At 38.9% G+C, this 20,805-nt stretch carries 17 protein-coding genes; 12 read left to right on the forward strand and 5 right to left on the reverse strand.

Annotated elements, in window-relative coordinates:
* Positions 1-152: 152 nt before the first annotated feature.
* Positions 153-1,001, forward strand: a complete 849-nt coding sequence (gene folD, locus CL42_RS07870; protein WP_035266915.1) for a bifunctional methylenetetrahydrofolate dehydrogenase/methenyltetrahydrofolate cyclohydrolase FolD — start codon at positions 153-155, stop codon at positions 999-1,001.
* A 174-nt stretch (positions 1,002-1,175) separates the two neighbouring features.
* Positions 1,176-1,856, forward strand: coding sequence for a class I SAM-dependent methyltransferase (locus CL42_RS07875; protein WP_035266918.1), 681 nt, complete (start codon positions 1,176-1,178; stop codon positions 1,854-1,856).
* A gap of 11 nt (positions 1,857-1,867) precedes the next feature.
* On the opposite strand, the gene CL42_RS07880 is transcribed toward CL42_RS07875, so the two are convergent.
* Together CL42_RS07880 and CL42_RS07885 are read right to left on the reverse strand one after the other, a co-directional pair.
* Positions 1,868-2,299, reverse strand: coding sequence for a hypothetical protein (locus CL42_RS07880; RefSeq protein ID WP_035266928.1), 432 nt, complete (start codon positions 2,297-2,299; stop codon positions 1,868-1,870).
* A gap of 143 nt (positions 2,300-2,442) precedes the next feature.
* Positions 2,443-4,272 carry a phosphoenolpyruvate carboxykinase (GTP) gene (locus CL42_RS07885; RefSeq protein WP_035266931.1) on the reverse strand — a complete coding sequence of 610 codons (1,830 nt, stop codon included), beginning with the start codon at positions 4,270-4,272 and terminating at the stop codon, positions 2,443-2,445.
* A 406-nt stretch (positions 4,273-4,678) separates the two neighbouring features.
* Between CL42_RS07885 and CL42_RS07890 the strand changes: the two genes are divergently transcribed.
* The 5 genes from CL42_RS07890 to CL42_RS07910 all read left to right on the forward strand — a co-directional run bounded on the left by CL42_RS07890 (position 4,679) and on the right by CL42_RS07910 (position 9,858).
* Complete coding sequence (locus tag CL42_RS07890; protein ID WP_035266932.1) at positions 4,679-5,602, forward strand: diacylglycerol/lipid kinase family protein; 924 nt, start codon at positions 4,679-4,681, stop codon at positions 5,600-5,602.
* Positions 5,599-6,375, forward strand: a complete 777-nt coding sequence (locus CL42_RS07895) for a metallophosphoesterase family protein (protein WP_035266935.1) — start codon at positions 5,599-5,601, stop codon at positions 6,373-6,375. The genes CL42_RS07890 and CL42_RS07895 overlap by 4 nt, the downstream gene beginning before the upstream one ends.
* A gap of 169 nt (positions 6,376-6,544) precedes the next feature.
* On the forward strand, positions 6,545-6,835 hold the full coding sequence (locus tag CL42_RS07900) for a co-chaperone GroES (protein ID WP_004810787.1): 291 nt from the start codon (positions 6,545-6,547) through the stop codon (positions 6,833-6,835).
* A gap of 69 nt (positions 6,836-6,904) precedes the next feature.
* Positions 6,905-8,539: a chaperonin GroEL gene (gene groL / locus CL42_RS07905; protein ID WP_035266940.1), complete on the forward strand. Its 1,635-nt coding sequence runs from the start codon at positions 6,905-6,907 to the stop codon at positions 8,537-8,539.
* Between the two features lie 149 nt (positions 8,540-8,688).
* On the forward strand, positions 8,689-9,858 hold the full coding sequence (locus tag CL42_RS07910) for a LuxR C-terminal-related transcriptional regulator (RefSeq protein WP_035266943.1): 1,170 nt from the start codon (positions 8,689-8,691) through the stop codon (positions 9,856-9,858).
* Positions 9,859-9,893: 35 nt separating this feature from the next.
* Here CL42_RS07910 and CL42_RS07915 read toward each other — a convergent pair whose 3' ends face one another.
* On the reverse strand, positions 9,894-11,123 hold the full coding sequence (locus CL42_RS07915) for a hypothetical protein (RefSeq protein ID WP_035266946.1): 1,230 nt from the start codon (positions 11,121-11,123) through the stop codon (positions 9,894-9,896).
* Between the two features lie 328 nt (positions 11,124-11,451).
* Between CL42_RS07915 and CL42_RS07920 the strand changes: the two genes are divergently transcribed.
* The 3 genes from CL42_RS07920 (at position 11,452) to CL42_RS07930 (ending at position 16,671) form a co-directional block, all read left to right on the forward strand.
* Entirely contained in the window at positions 11,452-14,559 is a 3,108-nt protein-coding gene (locus CL42_RS07920) for a multidrug efflux RND transporter permease subunit (protein WP_035266948.1), read from the forward strand.
* A 158-nt stretch (positions 14,560-14,717) separates the two neighbouring features.
* Positions 14,718-16,055 carry a magnesium transporter gene (gene mgtE / locus CL42_RS07925; protein ID WP_416202015.1) on the forward strand — a complete coding sequence of 446 codons (1,338 nt, stop codon included), beginning with the start codon at positions 14,718-14,720 and terminating at the stop codon, positions 16,053-16,055.
* A 40-nt stretch (positions 16,056-16,095) separates the two neighbouring features.
* Positions 16,096-16,671 (forward strand): DUF4112 domain-containing protein, encoded by a 576-nt coding sequence (locus CL42_RS07930; RefSeq protein ID WP_035266953.1) that lies wholly within the window; start codon positions 16,096-16,098, stop codon positions 16,669-16,671.
* 60 nt (positions 16,672-16,731) lie between these two features.
* Here the strand turns inward: CL42_RS07930 and htpX are convergent, their stop codons facing one another.
* Entirely contained in the window at positions 16,732-17,637 is a 906-nt protein-coding gene (gene htpX / locus CL42_RS07935) for a protease HtpX (protein WP_035266954.1), read from the reverse strand.
* 124 nt (positions 17,638-17,761) lie between these two features.
* A complete protein-coding gene (locus tag CL42_RS07940; RefSeq protein WP_416202016.1) occupies positions 17,762-18,619 on the reverse strand; it encodes a lytic transglycosylase domain-containing protein in 858 nt (285 codons plus the stop codon).
* A gap of 514 nt (positions 18,620-19,133) precedes the next feature.
* Here CL42_RS07940 and ttcA point away from each other — a divergent pair.
* Positions 19,134-20,057, forward strand: a complete 924-nt coding sequence (gene ttcA, locus CL42_RS07945; protein WP_035266955.1) for a tRNA 2-thiocytidine(32) synthetase TtcA — start codon at positions 19,134-19,136, stop codon at positions 20,055-20,057.
* Positions 20,058-20,397: 340 nt separating this feature from the next.
* On the forward strand, positions 20,398-20,805 hold a 408-nt coding region (locus CL42_RS07950), incomplete at its 3' end, for an SCP2 sterol-binding domain-containing protein (protein ID WP_081403258.1).

Genomic DNA, 20,805 nt, shown 5'->3' on the forward strand with positions numbered 1-20,805 from the left:
TGTCTTGTTGATGCGTATATTAACAAGCTCTGAAAAAAAAACAATAGTGCTTTTATTCGTATGTGCAGAAAAACAGCATATAACGGAAATTATTTAAAATATTCATGTAGAATGTGCGAAATTGATTCATATCAACACTTGGGAGATGTGCCGTGGCATTAGTTTTAGATGGTCGTGCATTGGCAAAACAAATTGAGGCTGATTTGTTAACTCGCGTAGAAGCGTTAAAAGCAAAATCAGGACGTACTCCAATTCTTGCGACGATTTTAGTAGGTGACGATGGTGCATCTGCAACTTATGTGCGTATGAAGGGTAATGCATGCCGCCGTGTTGGTATGGATTCACTTAAAGTTGAACTACCAAAAGAAACGACGACAGAACAATTGCTTGCTGAAATTGAAAAACTCAATGCAAATCCTGATGTTCACGGTATTCTTTTACAACATCCAGTACCAGCGCAAATTGATGAGCGAGCGTGTTTTGATGCGATCTCACTTGAAAAAGATGTGGATGGTGTTACTTGCCTTGGTTATGGTCGTATGGCAATGGGTGAAGCGGCTTACGGTTCTGCGACACCGGCAGGTATTATGACGATTCTGAAAGAAAACAACATCGAAATCGAAGGTAAGCATGCGGTTGTTGTAGGTCGTTCTGCAATTTTGGGTAAGCCAATGGCAGCTATGCTTCTCGAGGCGAATGCTACTGTAACGATTTGTCACTCTCGAACACAAGACCTTGCTAGCTTTGTGAAGCAAGCGGATATCATTGTGGGTGCAGTGGGTAAAGCTGAATTGATTCAAAAAGATTGGATTAAACCTGGTGCAGTAGTTGTTGATGCTGGTTTCCATCCACGTGATGGCGGTGGTGTGGGCGATATTCAACTTGTTGGTATTGAAGATATTGCTTCAGCTTACACACCAGTACCGGGTGGTGTAGGTCCAATGACAATCACAACGTTGATTCGTCAAACAGTTGAAGCAGCTGAAAAAGCTTTAGGTTAATATTATCTCCCTCTCTTGCGCCGTATACGGCTCAGGGAGAGGGTTGGGGTTGAGGGTATTGAGTTAGATAAATCCTCTCGCTAACCCTCTCCTTTAAAAGGAGAGGGAATTCTCTTTATTAATTTAGGTTTCGTATTTGAAACTCAAATTTTGTATATTTAAAAATAAAATCCAATGAGCTGTACTTTCCAATTTCCTAAAGCGCCTGAACATTTACTCAAAGCCTTACATGATGTGATTCCAGGTTGTGAACTTCATGCACAGCAATTGCCTGATACACCAATTTCACTTTGGCTCATTCCACCTGTTTTTCCAACCGATAAGCTAGATGATGAAGTTATTCGTCGTATATGGAATGATACGCCATATTGGATTTTCTGTTGGGCATCAGGTTTAGCAATGGCACAATGGTTATTGACTGAACCGCATCATGTGAAAGACAAAGTGGTTTTAGACTTTGGCGCAGGTTCAGGCGTAGTTGCTATTGCGGCGAAAATGGCTGGGGCAAAACGAGTCATTTGTTGTGACATTGATCAAGTTAGTTTGGATGCGTGTCGTGCCAATGCTGAATTGAATGATGTTGAGCTTGAATATTTGGATGACTTATATAAAGCTGAGCAGGTTGATATCTTGTTGGCGGCTGATGTGTTGTATGACCATTGCAATCGTTTCTTCTTAGATGAGTTTTTAAAATTTGCACCCGAGGTATGGGTGGCGGATAGTCGTGTGAAAAACTTTAGTCATCCGAAGTATGAAAAGCTTGATGAGCGCAGTGCAACGACATGGCCAGACTTAGATGAATCACCTGAATTTAGAAATGTCAGTTTTTATAAGACACTCAATGAAGTACATTGAGTGTCTTAAGTTTAGAGTGTGCAGTTAAAGCGAACCACTTGTAAGAGACTAGGCTTAGTTTCTAAAGAAAGACGTGTATTGTAGTCTTCATTGCTGTATAGACTTTGAGTGTTTGAGAGTCCGAAAGATGTTCGTGATTGGCCAATTTGAACCTGTTGAGTTTCTTGAGTTTTGTAATTGGGATTGGCAATTTCATTTACACTCAAAATGGTGGTTTTATACTGTTGAGTATGTCCTAAAACTTGTTGGCAAGTGCGTTGCAATTTGTGTTCATCAATATTTTGGTTGGCACGTGCAGAGAGGGTATACGAAATAGTGGCAGAATTCTCTGATTTATTTTCAATTTGATATCCTGTAGCTCCATTGTGCTGTCGCGGAACAGATTGACAGGCTGTAAGCATAAGGGCGATTAAACAAGAGCCAATCATTTCTATTTTTTTCATTATTCGATCCTAATAAGCTGTTTAAATCAGTATGCCATAAGTGTGACAACTTATTGGTACTAATAAACGTTACTAAATACACTTTATTCAGTTTGTTTGAAGTAAAAAAAAGGTCACCGAAGTGACCTTTTTTCTCATCATGCTTAAGCAGATTTAACCGCTTCTAAAAGCTCAGCTTGACGTTTTTTCAACGCTTCTGGTAAACGATCACCAAGTTTGTTGAATAATTCAGTGTGGCTTTCAAGTTCTTTGATCCATTGATCTTTGTCTTGAGAAGTCACAAGGTCAAATTGTTCTTTCGTAAAGTCAGAACCAGTCCAGTTCAACTGTTCGTATGTTGGAACACGACCAATTGGAGTTTCAACAGCGTCAGCACGACCTTCACAGCGATCGATAATCCACTCAAGAACACGCATGTTTTGACCGAAACCAGGCCATACAAAGTTGCCTTCAGCATCACGACGGAACCAGTTCACGTTGTAAATACCAGGAAGCTTGTTACCAGCAGCTGCAGCTTTCTCGCCAACTTTCTCACCCATTTCTAACCAATGCGTGAAGTAGTCAGCCATGTTGTAGCCAGCAAATGGAAGCATCGCAAATGGATCGCGACGAACAATACCTTGTTGACCAACAGCAGCAGCAGTTGTTTCAGAGCCCATCGTTGCAGCTTTATAAACACCGTCAACCCAGTCAAATGCTTCTGAAATTAGAGGCACTGTGTCCGCACGGCGACCACCAAAGATGAACGCAGAGATTGGAACACCTGCTGGATTTTCCCAGTCAGCATCAATAGAAGGGCATTGACCAGCTGAAACTGTGAAACGCGCATTTGGATGAGCCGCTTTTTCTTCACCAGTGTGTGGTTGACCTTTCCAGTTAGTTAGGTTAGCAGGCGCTTCTTTAGAAAGACCTTCCCACCATACTTCACCGTTGTCAGTCACAGCAACGTTTGTATAGATCACGTCTTTATGAAGCGTAGCCATACAGTTCGGGTTCGTCTTCGTGTTAGTACCAGGCGCTACACCGAAGAAACCTGCTTCAGGGTTGATTGCATATAAGCGACCATCTTCACCTGGTTTGATCCAAGCAATATCGTCACCTACAGTTTCAATTTTCCAACCTTCATAACCTGCTGGTGGAATTAACATTGCAAAGTTTGTTTTACCACAAGCAGATGGGAATGCAGCTGCGATGTAGTGTTTTTCACCTTGTGGATTTGTCACACCAAGGATGAGCATGTGTTCAGCTAACCAGCCTTGTTGACGACCCATGAATGATGCGATACGTAATGCTAAGCATTTTTTACCAAGCAATGCGTTACCGCCGTAACCAGAACCGAATGACCAAATTTCACGAGTTTCTGGGTAATGCACGATGTATTTTTCTTTGTTGCAAGGCCAAGCAACGTCTTTTTGACCTTCTTCCAATGGTGCACCTACAGTGTGTACACATGGAACAAATTCGCCATCAGTACCTAGAACGTCATAAACAGCTTTACCCATGCGAGCCATTTTAGACATGCTGACTGCAACATAAGGAGAGTCAGTAAGTTCGATACCAATGTGAGCAATATGAGAACCTAAAGGACCCATAGAGAAAGGTACAACGTACAAAGTACGACCTTTCATAGAACCGTCAAATAAACCGTTTAATTTTTCACGCATAACCGCTGGAGCTTCCCAGTTGTTAGTTGCGCCAGCATCTTCTTTGTTTTCAGAGCAGATAAAAGTACGGTCTTCAACTCGAGCAACGTCAGAAGGATCAGAGTTTGCAAGATATGAACCAGGGTGCTTTTCTTGGTTAAGCGCTTGCATTGTGCCGTTAGCGATCATCAAGTCGATATAACGTTGATATTCTTCTGCGCTACCGTCACACCATTCAATTTTTGCTGGTTTTGTTAGTTTAGCAATCTCTTCCACCCAAGCAATAAGCTTAGGGTGACGAACGAATTCTGGTGCGTTCACTTGGGTCATGGTGAGGCCTATATCAAAAGTGTACAATGTGGTGTACAAATAATATCTAGATGCTGGTTTGCAGACTCTAGATTCAGTATGAAAAAAAGTGGCTGTATTAAAGCATATTTTCATAAAAAAAATAAGACCAAAGGCTGAAATACCGCTTAAGACTTTGATGGTATTAAGTGCATGTAATCATTATATATTTTTTTTAAAAATGAATGATTTCTTTTTCATGTTTAATTTTTATGTTTAGTATTTTTAGTTAAAATATTTATATTAAACAATAGTTTGGTTAAATTTTGAGATCAATTCTCATCATCGAAAAATCAAATGAACGTCATTTAAAAATTACATAAATTGGCTTTTAATTGAGTAGTAAATAGACGAAATTTTAAAGTAATTCAATTTTTAAAGCCATAAAATGAATTCAATGCTTAAGCCTTTGTCTATGATTTTTAATGAAAAATCTGGATTTCATGCCACCAATAATGATCAAATTTATGAGCAACTCATGCGTTATTGGACAGATCTAGGTTTTGAAATACAAGTTTTTGATATTGCATCAGAAATGAGTATTCAAGCACTCATCGAAAAAGTTCATCTTCGACATTTAAATCATGATAATCAGGGGGTAATTGTGGTTGCCGGGGGAGATGGAACGTTAAATTCTGTGGCTAATTATTTATTACATCAAACCATCCCTTTGGCAATTTTACCTTTAGGCACATTCAATTATGTTGCACGGGTTTTAAATATTCCTTTAGATATTCTCGAAGCTGCAAAACTTGTGGTTGAAGGTAAGCCTAAAGCAGTGCATGTGGCAAAAATTAATGATGCTATTTATCTAAATAATGCGAGTTTGGGTCTTTATCCATTGTTTATTAAAAAAAGAGAGTTATATAACCAAAAACTAGGGCGTCTGCCATTACATGCCTATACTTCTGGCTTAGATGTGTTGATTCGTGATCGTAAAGAATTAAAGTTAGAAATTGAGGTGGATGGTGTAAATTATGCAGTTAAAACCCCTTTATTATTTTTAGGCAATAACCAACTTCAATTAAAAGAAATGAACCTCAATATCGCTAAAACGGCAGAAGAGGGTCGGGTTGCGGGAGTTGTACTTGCTCGCACGGATAAGCTGAGTATTTTTAAAACACTCATCCAACTCGTTCGTGGAAAATTAGATCAGGCAGCAGACGTATATAGTTTCAGTGCGGATCATGTGCGTATACGTTCTCATCAAAAAAAAATGACAGTAGCAATCGATGGAGAAATTATTCAACTGGATTCACCATTAGATATTCATGTTGAAAGAAATGCACTGACCTTGATGGTGCCACAATGATTTTACATTTGTCTGATTTGCATTTTGGAACTGAGCAACAAGACTGTTTAGATGCAATTGCTCACTTTGTTGCAGAACATTTGATCGAAGCTATTGTGGTCAGTGGTGATCTCACTCAAAGGGCAAGATTTTCACAGTTTTATCACTGCAAAAAATTTCTAGAAGAACTTAATGTTCCTTATATTGTGATTCCGGGTAATCACGATATTCCTTTGTTTCATTTATGGCGCAGATTTTTAAGTCCGTTTCATCGGTATAAGTTGTTTTTTGGTGAAATGGAACAGACCTTAGAGACTGAGCATTTTTATATTATAGGAATCAATACAATTCATCCTAAGTATCATACGAAAGGTCGTATTACTGAGTTTCAAATTCAGGAAATTAATCAAAAAATGAAATTGGCTCCTCAAGATAAATTAAAAATTCTGCTTACGCATCAACCTTTCTATAGTGGTGATCATGGTATAAATATGTCTAAAGATCGTCCTAAAAATACTGAAAAAGCCCTAAAGACATGGGCAAGCTCAGGGTTGAATGCAATTCTACATGGTCATTTACATGTATCTGCTGTTTATGATCTGAATAAGATTTTCCAACTTAATGCTCAACATCCAATATTGGATATTCATGCAGGTACCGCTACGTCACATCGTTTACATCATGACTTTTCAAATAGTTTTAATCTAATTGATGAAAAACTGAAGGTGCGTGAATATCGGTTTGATTCGAGATTCAAGAAATTTTATTTAGTTGCAAATCGGAATGAAGGCTAAATTATAGAAATGTCTAAAAAAAATACAAAAAATTAAATTTTTTTTCATTTTCCCCTTGAAGCAATTTTTTCCATCCCCACAAAAGTGACATCAAATAATTTTGGTGGTGATCTAAGGAAATTAAGATCACGACTATTAATCAAAAGACTTAGTCTGATGGAGTATTTTTATGAGCAACATTCGTCCATTACATGACCGTGTAGTAATTCGTCGTGTTGAAGAAGAAACAAAAACAGCTGGCGGCATTTTATTGCCAGGTTCTGCTGCAGAAAAGCCTGCTCAAGGTGAAATTATTGCAGTTGGTAATGGTCAGATCACTGACAATGGCGTTCGCGCTTTAGATGTAAAAGTAGGTGACAAGGTATTGTTTGGTACTTATGCAGGAACAACTGTGAAAGTAGATGGCGAAGAACTATTAATCATGAAAGAGTCAGATATTTTAGCTGTTTTAGAAGGCTAATTTATTCTTTTTAATACTACTCATTTAATCAATCAGATTTAGTAATTTTAATAATATTCGGAGTCAAATATGTCAGCTAAAGACGTTAAGTTTGGTGATTCAGCTCGCACAAAAATGATCGCAGGTGTGAATATCCTTGCAGATGCGGTTAAAGTTACACTTGGTCCTAAAGGCCGTAACGTTGTTATCGATCGTTCATTCGGTGCGCCACACATCACTAAAGATGGTGTTTCTGTAGCGAAAGAAATAACATTAAAAGACAAGTTTGAAAACATGGGTGCTCAACTTGTTCGTGAAGTTTCTTCTAAAACAAATGACATCGCAGGTGACGGTACTACAACGGCAACTGTTTTAGCTCAAGCAATTTTGAACGAAGGGATCAAGTCAGTAACTGCGGGTATGAACCCAATGGACTTGAAACGCGGTATTGATATTGCAGTTAAAGCTGTTGTTGCAGATATTAAAGCAACGGCTAAACCAGCATCTGATTCTAAAGCGATTGAACAAGTTGGTTCGATTTCTGCGAACTCTGATACGACTGTTGGTTCACTGATCGCTCAAGCGATGGAAAAAGTGGGTAAAGAAGGTGTAATCACTGTTGAAGAAGGTTCAGGCTTTGAAGATTCTCTAGATGTTGTAGAGGGTATGCAGTTTGACCGTGGTTATATCTCTCCATACTTCGCAAACAAACAAGATACATTGACTGCTGAATTGGAAAACCCATTTATCCTTCTTGTTGATAAGAAAGTAAGCAACATTCGTGAGTTGATTACTGTTCTTGAGGCAGTTGCGAAAACAGGTAAACCACTTCTTATCATCGCTGAAGATGTCGAAGGTGAGGCACTTGCAACGCTTGTTGTAAACAACATGCGTGGCATCATCAAAGTATGTGCTGTTAAAGCACCAGGCTTCGGTGATCGTCGTAAAGCAATGCTTCAAGATATCGCGATCTTAACTGGTGGTACTGTGATTTCTGAAGAAATCGGTATGCAGTTAGATCAAACAACACTTGAACATTTAGGTACTGCACACAAAGTAACTGTATCTAAAGAAAACACAGTGATTGTTGATGGTGCAGGCGATGCGAATCAAATTGCTGAGCGTGTTCAACAAATTCGTGCGCAAATCGAAGAATCAACTTCAGAATACGACAAAGAAAAACTTCAAGAGCGTGTTGCTAAATTAGCTGGCGGTGTAGCAGTGATTAAAATCGGTGCTGCAACTGAAGTTGAAATGAAAGAGAAGAAAGATCGTGTAGACGATGCTCTTCATGCAACTCGTGCTGCTGTTGAAGAAGGTGTTGTTGCGGGTGGTGGTGTTGCATTAGTACGTGCAGCTAAAGCACTGGATGGTGTAACGGGTATTAACGATGATCAAAACGTAGGTATCAACATCCTTCGTCGTGCGATTGAAGCGCCACTTCGTCAAATCGTATCTAATGCAGGTGACGAACCATCTGTAGTGATCAATGCAGTTAAAAATGGCGAAGGCAACTTTGGTTATAACGCTGCGACTGGTGAATACGGCGATATGCTAGAGATGGGTATCCTTGATCCAGCGAAAGTAACTCGTTCTGCTCTTGAACATGCTGCATCTGTTGCGGGCTTAATGTTAACAACTGAGTGCATGATTACAGAGATCCCAGAAGATAAACCAGCTATGCCTGACATGGGCGGTATGGGTGGTATGGGCGGTATGATGTAATTCATCCCACAGCCTAAAAAATCCCCGCATTAAGCGGGGATTTTTTTGTCATCTGTCTGATAAATATTTGAATACTATTGTAAATATTGAATAAAAGCCTAGTAGAGCGCTAATCTAAAGGAACATTAACACCATGATTGGGGGTGATGATGTTAACTGTTCAAGAAAATCAAATCATAGAAGAAATTTATGAGGCTGCCTTAAAGCCACATCACTGGGAAAATGTTTTAAAACAGGTCGTGGAATTTACACAGAGTTCAACGGCGATCTTTACTTACTTTGATCAGCTTCGGCCCGAACAAAATTTTATTTACACTATTAATATCCCGATTGATGGAATTCAAAATTATCAAACGTATAACTTAGATTTCGTAGACATGCGTATTCATGGTGAGTTAATGAATACCTATGGATTAGAGCATGCCTATCAAATTGATTGTCGATCATACGCTGAAACAGATAATGAGGATTTGAAAAGCTTTTATGAATATTGTTTAGTTCCTTCAAACATCTGTCATCTTAGTGGGGTATTGCTAGAGTATGGAAAATATAAATGGGGCGTACTTGCGGTACATCGACCATCAGTTGCAGTTGCTTATGAGGCTGCTGAATTACAAAGTTTAGAACGAATCGCTAAACACTTTAGAAGAGCAATTCAAATTCATCGACAAATTAAGCATCTTCAACATGATAGAAGTAATTACACCGAAATTTTAGATAAGTTGAATGTGGGTGTACTCATCATTCAATCTGATCTAGAAGTTAAATTTGTGAATCAGTATGCGAGGGATTGTTTGAATGATACGAGTATGATTGAAATAGATTTGCATAACAGATTAAAAATAATCGAGCCTTATAATACTCAATTAAAAAAATTAGTGCAGAGCACATTCAAAAAGAATGAGCGTTATTCATTAGAGAGGCATGATCAAGAACAAGTTGGGGGTGCAATGCAATTATACAGCGATGGACATCAATCAGCGTACTTAATCACAGTCTCACCACTTAAGGTGCTGTCAGCTTCAATGATCTTAGACAATAATCAAATTGCATTATTCTTATCAAAAATGCAGGATCGAAAACGCTTGTCTAAAACATTACTGAAGTCAACATTCCAACTGACAGCTCGAGAAATTGAAATTTGTCAGCATTTTATGGACGATCAGCATCTTGAAAATATTGCTTTGAAATGTGGGATTACGCTGAGTTCGCTGCGGACATATCTGAAAACGATTTATCAGAAGTTAGGATGCTCCTCACAAGCTGAAATGATGCGGATTTTGATCGAATTTATTGATGCTTTTCAGCACATTGAGTAATCCCCCTTTAACGAAGATGTTGAAGGGGGATAAAATTAATTCATTCTGGTCAGTGTAAATGTGCCTTCATCTGCTACGGTAAAGCTTAAACTTTGAGTAGAGATTTGTAATGGTAAGCCTAAATGCGCGTCTGTATCGGATAATCCAGCACAACCATTTGTATCAATGCTGAGGGGCGTGGTAACAAAGAGCTTGTTGTCGCGTAATTGATAACGACCATACTCAATACCAGGGCCACCACAAGGTCCGTCATATGGATCTGGTTGATCATCGCCAATAGCATCTACCATAATGAAAGTGTTATTAGAATTAAATACGAAAATTTGTTTACCACTTGAGGACTGCCATGCGCCTACAATTCCACTATTATTTCGAGGAACTCGCGTAAACTCTGCACTTTCATCAGGATTTTGAGCTTCAGAAATCTTAAGTACAGAACCGTCAAAAGATAGTTTCATTGAACGCGATTCCCCATGATCGAGAAGTCCCCGATCTTCATTGGTATCAATCACAGGCGTAGTACTATTTATTGAAGAAGCGTATAAACTTCCACTTAGGGCATCTAGATTTATTTTGGCGTATTCCATGCCATTTGAAGAACTATTAGGCTCGTTCGGGATTGGTTCACCGAGCATATATTCGCCATTCTCTCCAATAAATAACACAATTTCAGACTCATCATTTTTTGCATACCATACGCCTTGAATGTCTTTGAGCATTGAGCCGCTAAAATGTTCTTTAGCTTGCTCTTCACTGACTACTATATTGGAGGCAATTTCAGGAATATTGATAATTTGACCTTGAAGTCGCTCTCTAAAATCACTTGTCGTGTTGCTGAAATCAATCGCTGAAGGCGAGAGAGTTGAAACATCATCTGGGATTTGTATGGTCTCTTTATCCTCATCGATATCCAATGATTGTAAAAAAATCAGTAGATTGATAATTCTCTTGTTACGTTCATCTGTATTTAAATCTTCATCCACGAGTTCATTCGGTGTCACACGAGCTAAGCCTTGTACAGTACCAATTTCGATATCACCAATTTTAAATGTAATGACATCTCCATCTTGATATTCAAATTCCCCATTTGCATTGGTTTTCTTCGCATTGTCATTATTGCCATTCACGATATACGTCGCACCTGCTACTGGGCTGTCAGTAAGTATTCCTATTTTAATCTGATCATCATTTTTTGCGGATTTATCCGAACCACCACAAGCTGCTAAATAGGTGCTGAGCGCCAGTGTTAGAAGAGCTTTTTTCATCATTTCCCCCAAATCATTCGTATTTTTGTACCTCGAATATAGTTTTAAAAAATTGAATATGACTATCCTCAAATTGGGAGGGGGTGATGGCATTAATGCTGCGTAATTTTAGAAGTTTTTTACTTTTGAGAAATTGCGCATATTTTTTTCATAAGGATCAGATAAGCGGTTCAAGATAAAGGCTTCATATTTTCTTCTTAATTCGATCAATGTTGATCGTTTCTGTTATTAGTTCTTGTTTTTTTATTCATAGTCACTGAATATCAATTAAATTTTTATATATTTTAATGAAAACACTTTCTAGAATTCTTTTGACGGCTTAACGACTATGTTATCTAAGTTCTTTATTGAACGACCTATTTTTGCTGGCGTACTTGCGATTATTGTCATGGCAATTGGTATATTTGCGGTGATGAGCTTACCGGTAGAACGCTATCCTGATATTGCTCCGCCAAGAATTACTGTATCAGCAACTTACACAGGAGCTGATGCCGAAACAGTTGAGGAAAGTGTCACACAGGTCATAGAACAACAAATTAAAGGAATTGATAACTTACTTTATTTTAGCTCTACCAGTAATGCATCTGGAAATAGTCGAATTAGTTTAAGTTTTGAAAATGGAACTGATCCAGACACAGCACAAGTCCAAGTTCAAAATAGCATTAATGGCGTGATCAATCGTTTGCCTGAAGATGTGCAGCGTCAAGGGGTCAATGTTTATAAATCCTTAGGTGACACCTTTATGGTGGTGGGGTTATATGACACTACGAACCAAAGTAACAATATTGCGTTGTCAGATTATTTGGCTGATCACATTGAACCAGAAATTGCGCGTGTAGAAGGTGTTGGTGAGGTTGATGTCTTTGGTTCTCAATATGCCATGCGTATTTGGTTAGATCCGAATTTACTAAAACAATATCAGTTGATGCCTAGTGATATTCGTGCTGCAATTGAAGCACAAAATACACAAGTTGCTGCAGGTGGAATCGGAGATTTACCGACAGTAGCAGACCAGTATCTTAATGCAAAAGTTACCGCTGGATCACGACTAAGAACAGTCGATGAATTTAAAAATATCATTGTCAAAGCGACCCCTGATGGAAGTTTTATTTATTTAAAAGATGTAGCACGCGTTGAGTTAGGTGCTGAAAATTATCAAGCTTTTAATACCATTAATGGATCACCTTCAGCAGGCTTGGCTGTTTCAATGTCATCTGGTGCAAATGCTCTTGCAACCTCAGCTAAAATTAAAGAAGTCCTTGAGGACATTAAGAAAAAACTTCCTGAAGGCTATCAAATTGTCTACCCACGAGATAACACGCCGTTTGTTCAAGAGTCCATTAAAGAAGTTGTAAAGACCTTAGTTGAAGCCATTATCTTGGTCGTGTTGGTCATGTTTATCTTTTTACAAAGCTGGCGCGCAACACTTATTCCAACGGTCACGGTTCCAATTGTTATTTTGGGCACTTTTGCCGTCTTATTTGCGCTCGGAATGACCATCAATACATTGACACTTTTTGCATTAGTTCTTGCGATTGGATTACTTGTAGATGATGCAATTGTGGTGGTCGAAAATGTCGAACGTTTGATGCATGAAAAGGGGCTATCTGCAAAGCAAGCGTCTATCTTATCTATGCAAGAGATGACGGGGGCTTTAATTGGAATTACAGTGGTGCTAACTGCAGTATTTATTCCGATGGCTTTTTTTACAGGATCGACAGGAGTTATATACCGTCAGTTTTCAATTACCTTGATTGCAGCCATGTCACTGTCATTGTTGGTCGCGTTAATTCTCACACCAGCATTGTGTGCGATTATTCTTAAACCCAAACAAAAAGAAGCAAAATGGGCGAAATGGTTTAACGCAAAAATGGAATCATTACGATTGCATTATCTAAAGTGGGTTGAAAAAAGCCTGTCACTAAAATGGATCGTTTTAACCAGTTTTGCTGGGTTAATTGTGATTTTTGCTTTGTTTTATAAGTCGCTTCCAACCAGCTTTATTCCAAGTGAAGATCAAGGTTTTATCAGTGTCCAATTCAGTTTACCTGAAGGCGCACCTATGACAGAAAGTCAGCTTGTTGGTGAAAGTATTCGAGAGTATTTTCTTGAACAAGAAAAACAGAATGTTAGGTTGGTTCAAATTCGTTATGGACGAAATTTTTCAGGAACGGGTCAAAATTTAGGAACAGGATTTGTAGCATTACATCATTGGGATGATCGTCCGGGCGAGGCAAACTCTGCACAAGCCATTCGTGAACGAGCGATGGAGTTCTTTAGAAAAGACAGTCGCGCTCGGATTATGGTGAGCTTACCAGGTTCTGTAAGTGGTCTTGGCGATACCAACGGTATCGAGTTTTGGCTGCAAGATTTAAATGGACAAGGACGACAGTATTTAGAAGATCAATTTCAAGCGCTAGAGCGACAGGCAATCAACTTCACAACTTTTGAAAATTTGGGCAAACGCTCTAATCCAGATAAAGCCAAATTGAAAGTGAATATCAATCAAAAATTAGTGATGGCGAATGGTCTTTCACAATCTGCGATTAATAGCACTTTGGCTGCAGCTTGGGGTGGTTCCTATGTGAACGACTTTATTGATCGCGGACGTATTAAACGCGTCATGATGCAGGGTGATGCCGAGTATCGTTCAAAGCCTGAAGATCTCAATTTATGGTCTGTACGAAACAATCAAAATCAAATGATTTCATTTGGTAATTTTGCCACTGTGGATTGGGATGGAGGCCCTGATGTGGTGACTCGTTTCCAAGGTTATTCCGCGCTACAAATGGAAGCTGACACTGCAAAAAATGTGAGCAGTGGTGCTGCAATGCGTGATATCAAGTCTATGGTTGATCAATTGGACGGGGTTGGGCTAGCGTGGAGTGGATTATCGTTTCAAGAGCAACAATCGAGTACACAAGCCATTTGGCTTTATCTCATCTCTGTTGGCTTTATCTTTCTATGTTTAGCTGCCTTATATGAAAGTTGGTCGATACCTTCTGTTGTGATTGCTGCTATTCCATTGGGTATTGGCGGTAATATTATTTTTAGTTGGTTGGTCGGATTTCCAAACGATATCTACTTCCAAATTGCGTTACTTACGACGATTGGGTTGTCATGTAAAAATGCCATCTTAATTGTTGAATTTGCGGCAATCGCTCAGGAGCGTGGAGCTAACGCGATTGCTGCTGCTTTACAAGGTGCAAGTTTGCGCTTACGTCCAATTATAATGACCTCGCTTGCTTTTGGTGCAGGGGTTATACCTTTGGTATTTGCTTCAGGTGCTGGTGCTGCCAGTCGTCAAGAAATTGGTGTAAGTGTCCTTGGTGGGGTAATTTTCGGCACAATTTTAGTTCTAGTCTTTATTCCCTTTATGTTTGTTATCGTTCGGAATATTTTCAAATATAAATCAAAATCAGCATCTGAAACTTAATATGGTATCCGCAGTACAGCGAGTATGGTACTGCGGTTGATTTAATCCATTTTTAAATATCAGTTTTTGACAAGATCAATACGCACTAACATTTTCAATTAGTGTTAGCATGCCTTGCGTAATTCTAAACGATAATAAATGAAGCGATTATGGATCAAATTAAACAAGATCATAAAATTGAAGCATTACAACAAGCATTGATCAATTCTGATGTCGCTCAGATTGATCATATTGCGGATACGATTAATCCTGCAGATTTGGCTTTGTTTTTACAGCAATTAGAAATTGATCAACAAATACAACTTATCCACCATTTAGAAAACGCAGCATATGTATTTGAATTTCTGCCACTCAATCATCAAGTACAGTTGGTTAAAAAAATGGACGGTAAAAGTACAGTCCAGTTAATTGGTTCAATGCATTCAGATGCTCGAACTGATTTGTACAAAGCTTTACCGGATCAAATAAAAACATTTGTTTTTGCGAATTTAGATCGAGAAACAAAGCAGCAAGTTCAATCTTTGGCACTGTATGCTGAGGAAACAGCTGGTGCGATCATGACATCTGATTATGTCACTTTGCCATCAGACATCTCAATGCAACAAGCTTTAGAGATTTTGCGCCATTCCGCCAAAGATACTGAAACCTTATATCTGATCTATATTACCAATCAATTTCAGAAACTTGAGGGTGTAATTTCTCTTCGAGAAATTGTGCAAGCACCTTTGGATAAAACGGTACAAGAAGTCATGACCACTGAGGTCATTTACGGACGGGTGGATGAAGATCAGGAATCAGTGGCAAAAAAATTAAGCCACTATGATTTTATCGCCTTACCCATTTTAGATCATGATGATCATCTACTCGGTATCGTCACTTATGATGATGCTATGGATGTATTCCAAGAAGAATTTACCGAAGACTTTTTGAAAAGTGGGGCGGTAGAGCTTAAAGAAAATATCAGTATTCGTTCAGCACCAATATTATTGTTATTTAGACAACGTGTTTTTTGGCTAGTATTTCTGGTCTTTGGCAGCCTACTTTCGAGTATTGGGATCGCCCATTATGAAGACATCATTGCTGCGCATATTGTTTTGGTTTTCTTTTTACCGCTATTGGTTGGGAGTGGTGGTAACGCAGGCTCCCAATCTGCAACCTTGATGGTTCGAGCAATCGCAACTGGGGATGTAAAAACAAAGGATTGGCTTGTGTTGATTGGTCGTGAAGCGATGGTTGCTCTATGTTTGGGTGCAACGATGGCTGCAGCTGTTTCAATTCTTGGCTATATCCGTGGAGATATGATGGTCGCTTTAGTGCTTGCGATCAGTATGATGGGTATTGTCATGATGGGCTGTCTGATCGGGATGAGTTTACCATTTGTACTCAATAAATTAGGACTCGATCCTGCAAGCGCATCTGCGCCCTTGGTCACTTCAATATGTGATGCAACTGGTGTATTGGTCTATTTATTTATTGCTTCACAACTCTTATTCTAAGGCTATGACTGATGGAGTATCTTTGCAGGATGTTGCTTAAATGACAAATAAAAATAAATTAACCCAAGCTGAAGTCATCAAAATGGAACGCGATCTTGCCAAGTTCGCAAACATGATGGATTCCGTCGTAAGAATTCCATTCACTAAACAAGGGGTAGGGGCTGATGCAGCATTGAGTACGATTCCTGTGGCGGGTGACGTAGCTGGATTTGTACTTACGTGTTATGCAGTATTACAAGCTCGAAAAATCGGTGTGCCCCAATCTAAATTGAATGGCGTGCTTAAACTTGCTGTGATGGATGGTGTAGTAGGTTTAATCCCTGTTGCAGGTACACTCTTTGATGTGTTTATTCGACCGAGTCGCAAGGCTTTAGATGTGGTTCATGATCATATTCGTGAAGAGTATCAGATTCATTCAGACCATCATGTGGTACACCCATTTTTACATGAAAACTTAGAGCGTAAACAGCAGAACTCTGCCTTCTGGCGAAATCCTGTCGTGGCATGGATTTGGATTCATATTCCTGATTTACTGGGTCTTCTGTTTTTAATTATTTTTGGTGTTGCCTTATGGTTTGGTGTCACGTTCTTATGGCAATGGTTTCAATCTATTTAAAGTCTTATAGATTGAGTCCATTAAAAAAGCCTCCCTATGGAGGCTTTTTTTAGAAGCAGATTAAGGACAATCAAGTTGTTGTAATGCTGCTACACGTTGCTCAATTGTTGGGTGTGTTTGGAAGAGTGCAGCAAGGCTGAATCCTTCTTCACGACCTGATGAAATTGAGAAAGCTTTCATTTCTTTAGGCATTTGATCTGGCATTTCAGTTTCTGCTTGTAAGCGAAGTAATGCACTGATCATCGCTTGTTTACCTGCTAAACGCGCGCCAGCCTCATCAGCACGATATTCACGATAGCGAGAGAACCACATCACAATTGCCGAAGCAAGAATACCGAATACGATATCTAACACGATTGTAATGAGGAAATAGCTCCAGCCCGGTGCTTCACCTTCTTCACGACCAAATACGTTGCGATCTACAAAGTCGCCGACTATACGTGCGAAGAACATCACAAACGCGTTGACTACACCTTGGACTAAAGCAAGGGTGACCATGTCACCATTTGCAACGTGACCAATTTCATGCGCCAACACTGCACGTAATTCATCTTTATTCATGCGTTCCAATAAGCCTGTTGAAACAGCGACTAAAGCATCGTTTTTGTTCCAACCGGTTGCGAAGGCATTTGATTGATAAGATGGGAAAATACCAACTTCTGGCATTTTAATACCAGCACGTTGAGAAAGTTGTGCCACTTCATTGAGTAACCATGCTTCCGCTTGGTTGCGTGGAGCATTGGGATCAATTAACTCTGTACCTGTGGTTTTCTTTGCAATCCACTTTGACATGAATAGGGAGATTAAAGAACCCACCATACCAAAGACAAAACAGATCACAAGTAAATTGCCAAGATTCAAGCCACCCGCGCCATGGTAACTACCGACACCGAAGAGTGACAAGATTATGCCAGCTACCACCAGTACCGCGAGGTTGGTCAGCAAAAACAAACCAATCCGCATCATCGAGAAAATCCTCTTATAAATAAAATTTAATAAGCTTTTTGAATTAAAAAACCTAACTCAAATATGCTTTCGAATAGGGAAAATTTCAAGATAAAAATAAAAAATATAACGAAAAAAATTGAGATTAATTCGAAATATAGATCTTCGCTGATGCTGTGGCATTATTTGTAGAATATGAACCAGCTGGTGCGTCAGTAAAACTGCCATCAGCGGCCACAATAATTTGGCGAGGAGGTGACTTTGGCTTAGCTGGTGCAGTCACTTGAGCTGATAAATTCTGATTGTTATAGCTCGGTGTACTTGACTTAGAAGATGCTGAAGCTGAATAACTATTGGTTGGATTTGAGCCTACACCATTGGCGTATAAATTATTGTAACGACTGAGTACACGTCTGACATAGTCTTGAGTTTCACGAAAGGGCGGTATTCCACCATATTTAGCAACATTTCCCTCGCCAGCATTATAACCCGCTAATGCCAATTGCGTATTGCCATTAAAGCGTTTCAATAGCCAAGCCAAATATTTTGCACCAGCGAAAATATTTTGTTCAGGATCATATGCATTATTGACATTAAATCGTTGTGCAGTCGCAGGCATCAATTGCATAAGACCCTGAGCACCAACAGGGGAGCGTGCATGTATATTAAAACCAGACTCGGTGTGCATCACCGCTTTAATGAGACCCTCAGAAATGCCGTGTCGTTGAGCTGCTTGGCGAATATAGCCATCAAAGGCATTTCGATTTTTACTATGGCTTGGGAGAACTGATGCTTCGTTGCTTCCCCAATTGCTGTAACTATGAATATTGCTGTCTGGATAGTAGGTTTTCTTTTCAACTTTAAGATGGTTGTATTTGTTTTTGCGGTTGGTCAGAACAGTAGTACCGTTTGAATCTTTCAGCTGATAGATTGTTTGACCTGCAGAAGCCTGTGGCGAGAATATTAGAAAATTCACACACCCAAATAACGCTATGACTTTTATTTTATTTGTAGTTTTCATCATTCGAACACTATTTTTGTCCCTAAATGATATGTGGGTGATTTTCTGCAATGGAGATGTCTCTCGACTATGTAATGTTTTTTAACAATTCGTTGTGAAAAAATCAAGTCTTAATTGTTGGCTTAATATCCAAAAAAATTATTTATTTTTATTTATAAACAACTGCTTGACACATATAAGTTATTGAATTTTAAGGATATAGAATAGTGGTTAAAAAATGATCAATCTAAGGGAAAGCACCATCTTATCTTGCCAAAACTTTGTCAACCCCTAAAAAGTCCACAATTTTATCCACAGGTTTTGTGGAAAACTGTGGAAAAGTCCAAAAGATAAGCAATTCGACTAAAAAATGAACCCAAGCGTCCATTTTAGATGCGTGAATAAGACAGTGTTATGAAAAAATAAAAATTAGATGTAAAAAACAGATTCTTTAGATGCGATTAAGCACTGAATCGGCTAAAATTGCGCAGTATTTTTTTTATGGTTAATGTCGTCTATGTACTCGCCAGTTGAATCCAACCAAGGATTTAATTTTAAGCCAGAGCCACCTACGAGTTCTGCATATTATCGTTTATTGAAAAAACTTCGTCGTCAAGTAGGTCATGCAATCCGTGACTACAAAATGATTGAGGATGGCGATAAGGTCATGGTATGTATTTCAGGTGGTAAAGATAGCTATACCATGCTGGACATTCTCCTGCAGTTTAAACGCATAGCACCAATCAATTTTGATGTTGTGGCTGTGAATCTTGATCAGAAACAACCCGGGTTCCCTGAGGATGTATTACCCCGTTATTTAGAAGAAAATAACATTCCGTACTACATCTTAGAAAAAGATACATATAGCATTACCAAAAAGCTTACACCTGAAGGTAAAACCTATTGTGCAGTGTGCTCACGCTTGCGCCGTGGTTCTTTATATGGTTTTGCTCAAGAAATTGGCGCGACCAAAGTTGCTTTAGGTCATCATCGTGATGATATTATGGCAACGTTCTTCTTGAACCTATTCCATGGCGGTAGTTTAAAGGCGATGCCACCAAAACTACTTTCATCGGATAAAAAGAATATTTTGATTCGTCCTTTGGCGTATGTTGAAGAGAAAGACATCATCAAATACGCTGAAATGCGCAAATTCCCAATTATTCCATGTAACTTGTGTGGTTCGCAGGAAAACTTACAGCGCGCAATCATCAATGATATGTTGCGTGAATGGGATAAAGCTCATCCAAAACGTTTACACAGCATTTTTGGCGCGTTACAGAATGTCTCGCCATCGCAATTGGCTGACCGAGATCTTTTCGATTTTGAAGCCTTAGATGGACAACGTGAAGTTGATTTTGATGTAACTTGTTCAACAGCCGAAGGGGACACACCAAATAAGCGTATTAGCATGGTCAATCTCGGTTTTGCTGCTGAGTAATTCGTCTTAATAAAAGAAGCACTTTTCGAAGTGCTTTTTTTTATTTCTTAGATTTTTACATTTTAATGAAGGTGTTGAGTCGATTTACAAAATGATGTTTTTTATCACTTTAGGTCGTAGTACCGATACAAAAAATCATTGACAAACTTGTGAAAAAATAAAGATTTGATGATATTTAGGCGATTAGTTTTATTTACAAAAAAAATCGAACGCAGAGTACAAAAAAACGTATCGCATTTGGAAAATATCATGCTATAACTCTCTCAAGCGTAAAGCTTCTACATGTTGTTATCTTGGATAGGTAACGCAATAAATTGAATAAATACATCGAGGAAAGAACATGCCTGCATTTTTAACTGATGATTGGTTTGCAAACGTTGAGAAACTTACAGCTGAAGCTGGTGATTTGAACTTACCACCATCATTAGCAAATCTAGCATTGAATCTTGTAGTAACAGGTAGCGAAGGAACGACTGAATTAGCGCTTGATAGCGGTAAGATCCAAAAAGGCGCTTCTGCGAATGCTAAAACAACTTTAAACTTAGATGCGGATACTTTACGCAAAGTATTCTTAGAGTTTGACATGGCTGCTGCTATGCAAGCATTTATGACTGGTAAAATCAAAGTTCAAGGCGATATGTCTCAATTGATGGCTTTACAAACAGCGAAGCCAAGCCAAGAACAAAAAGATTTGTTCAAAAAAGTTTTAGAGCAAAACTACTTAAAGACTTTTTTAAAACAAAAAAAA

It is taken from the genome of Acinetobacter sp. Ver3, from assembly GCF_000632455.1.
Taxonomy (GTDB): domain Bacteria; phylum Pseudomonadota; class Gammaproteobacteria; order Pseudomonadales; family Moraxellaceae; genus Acinetobacter.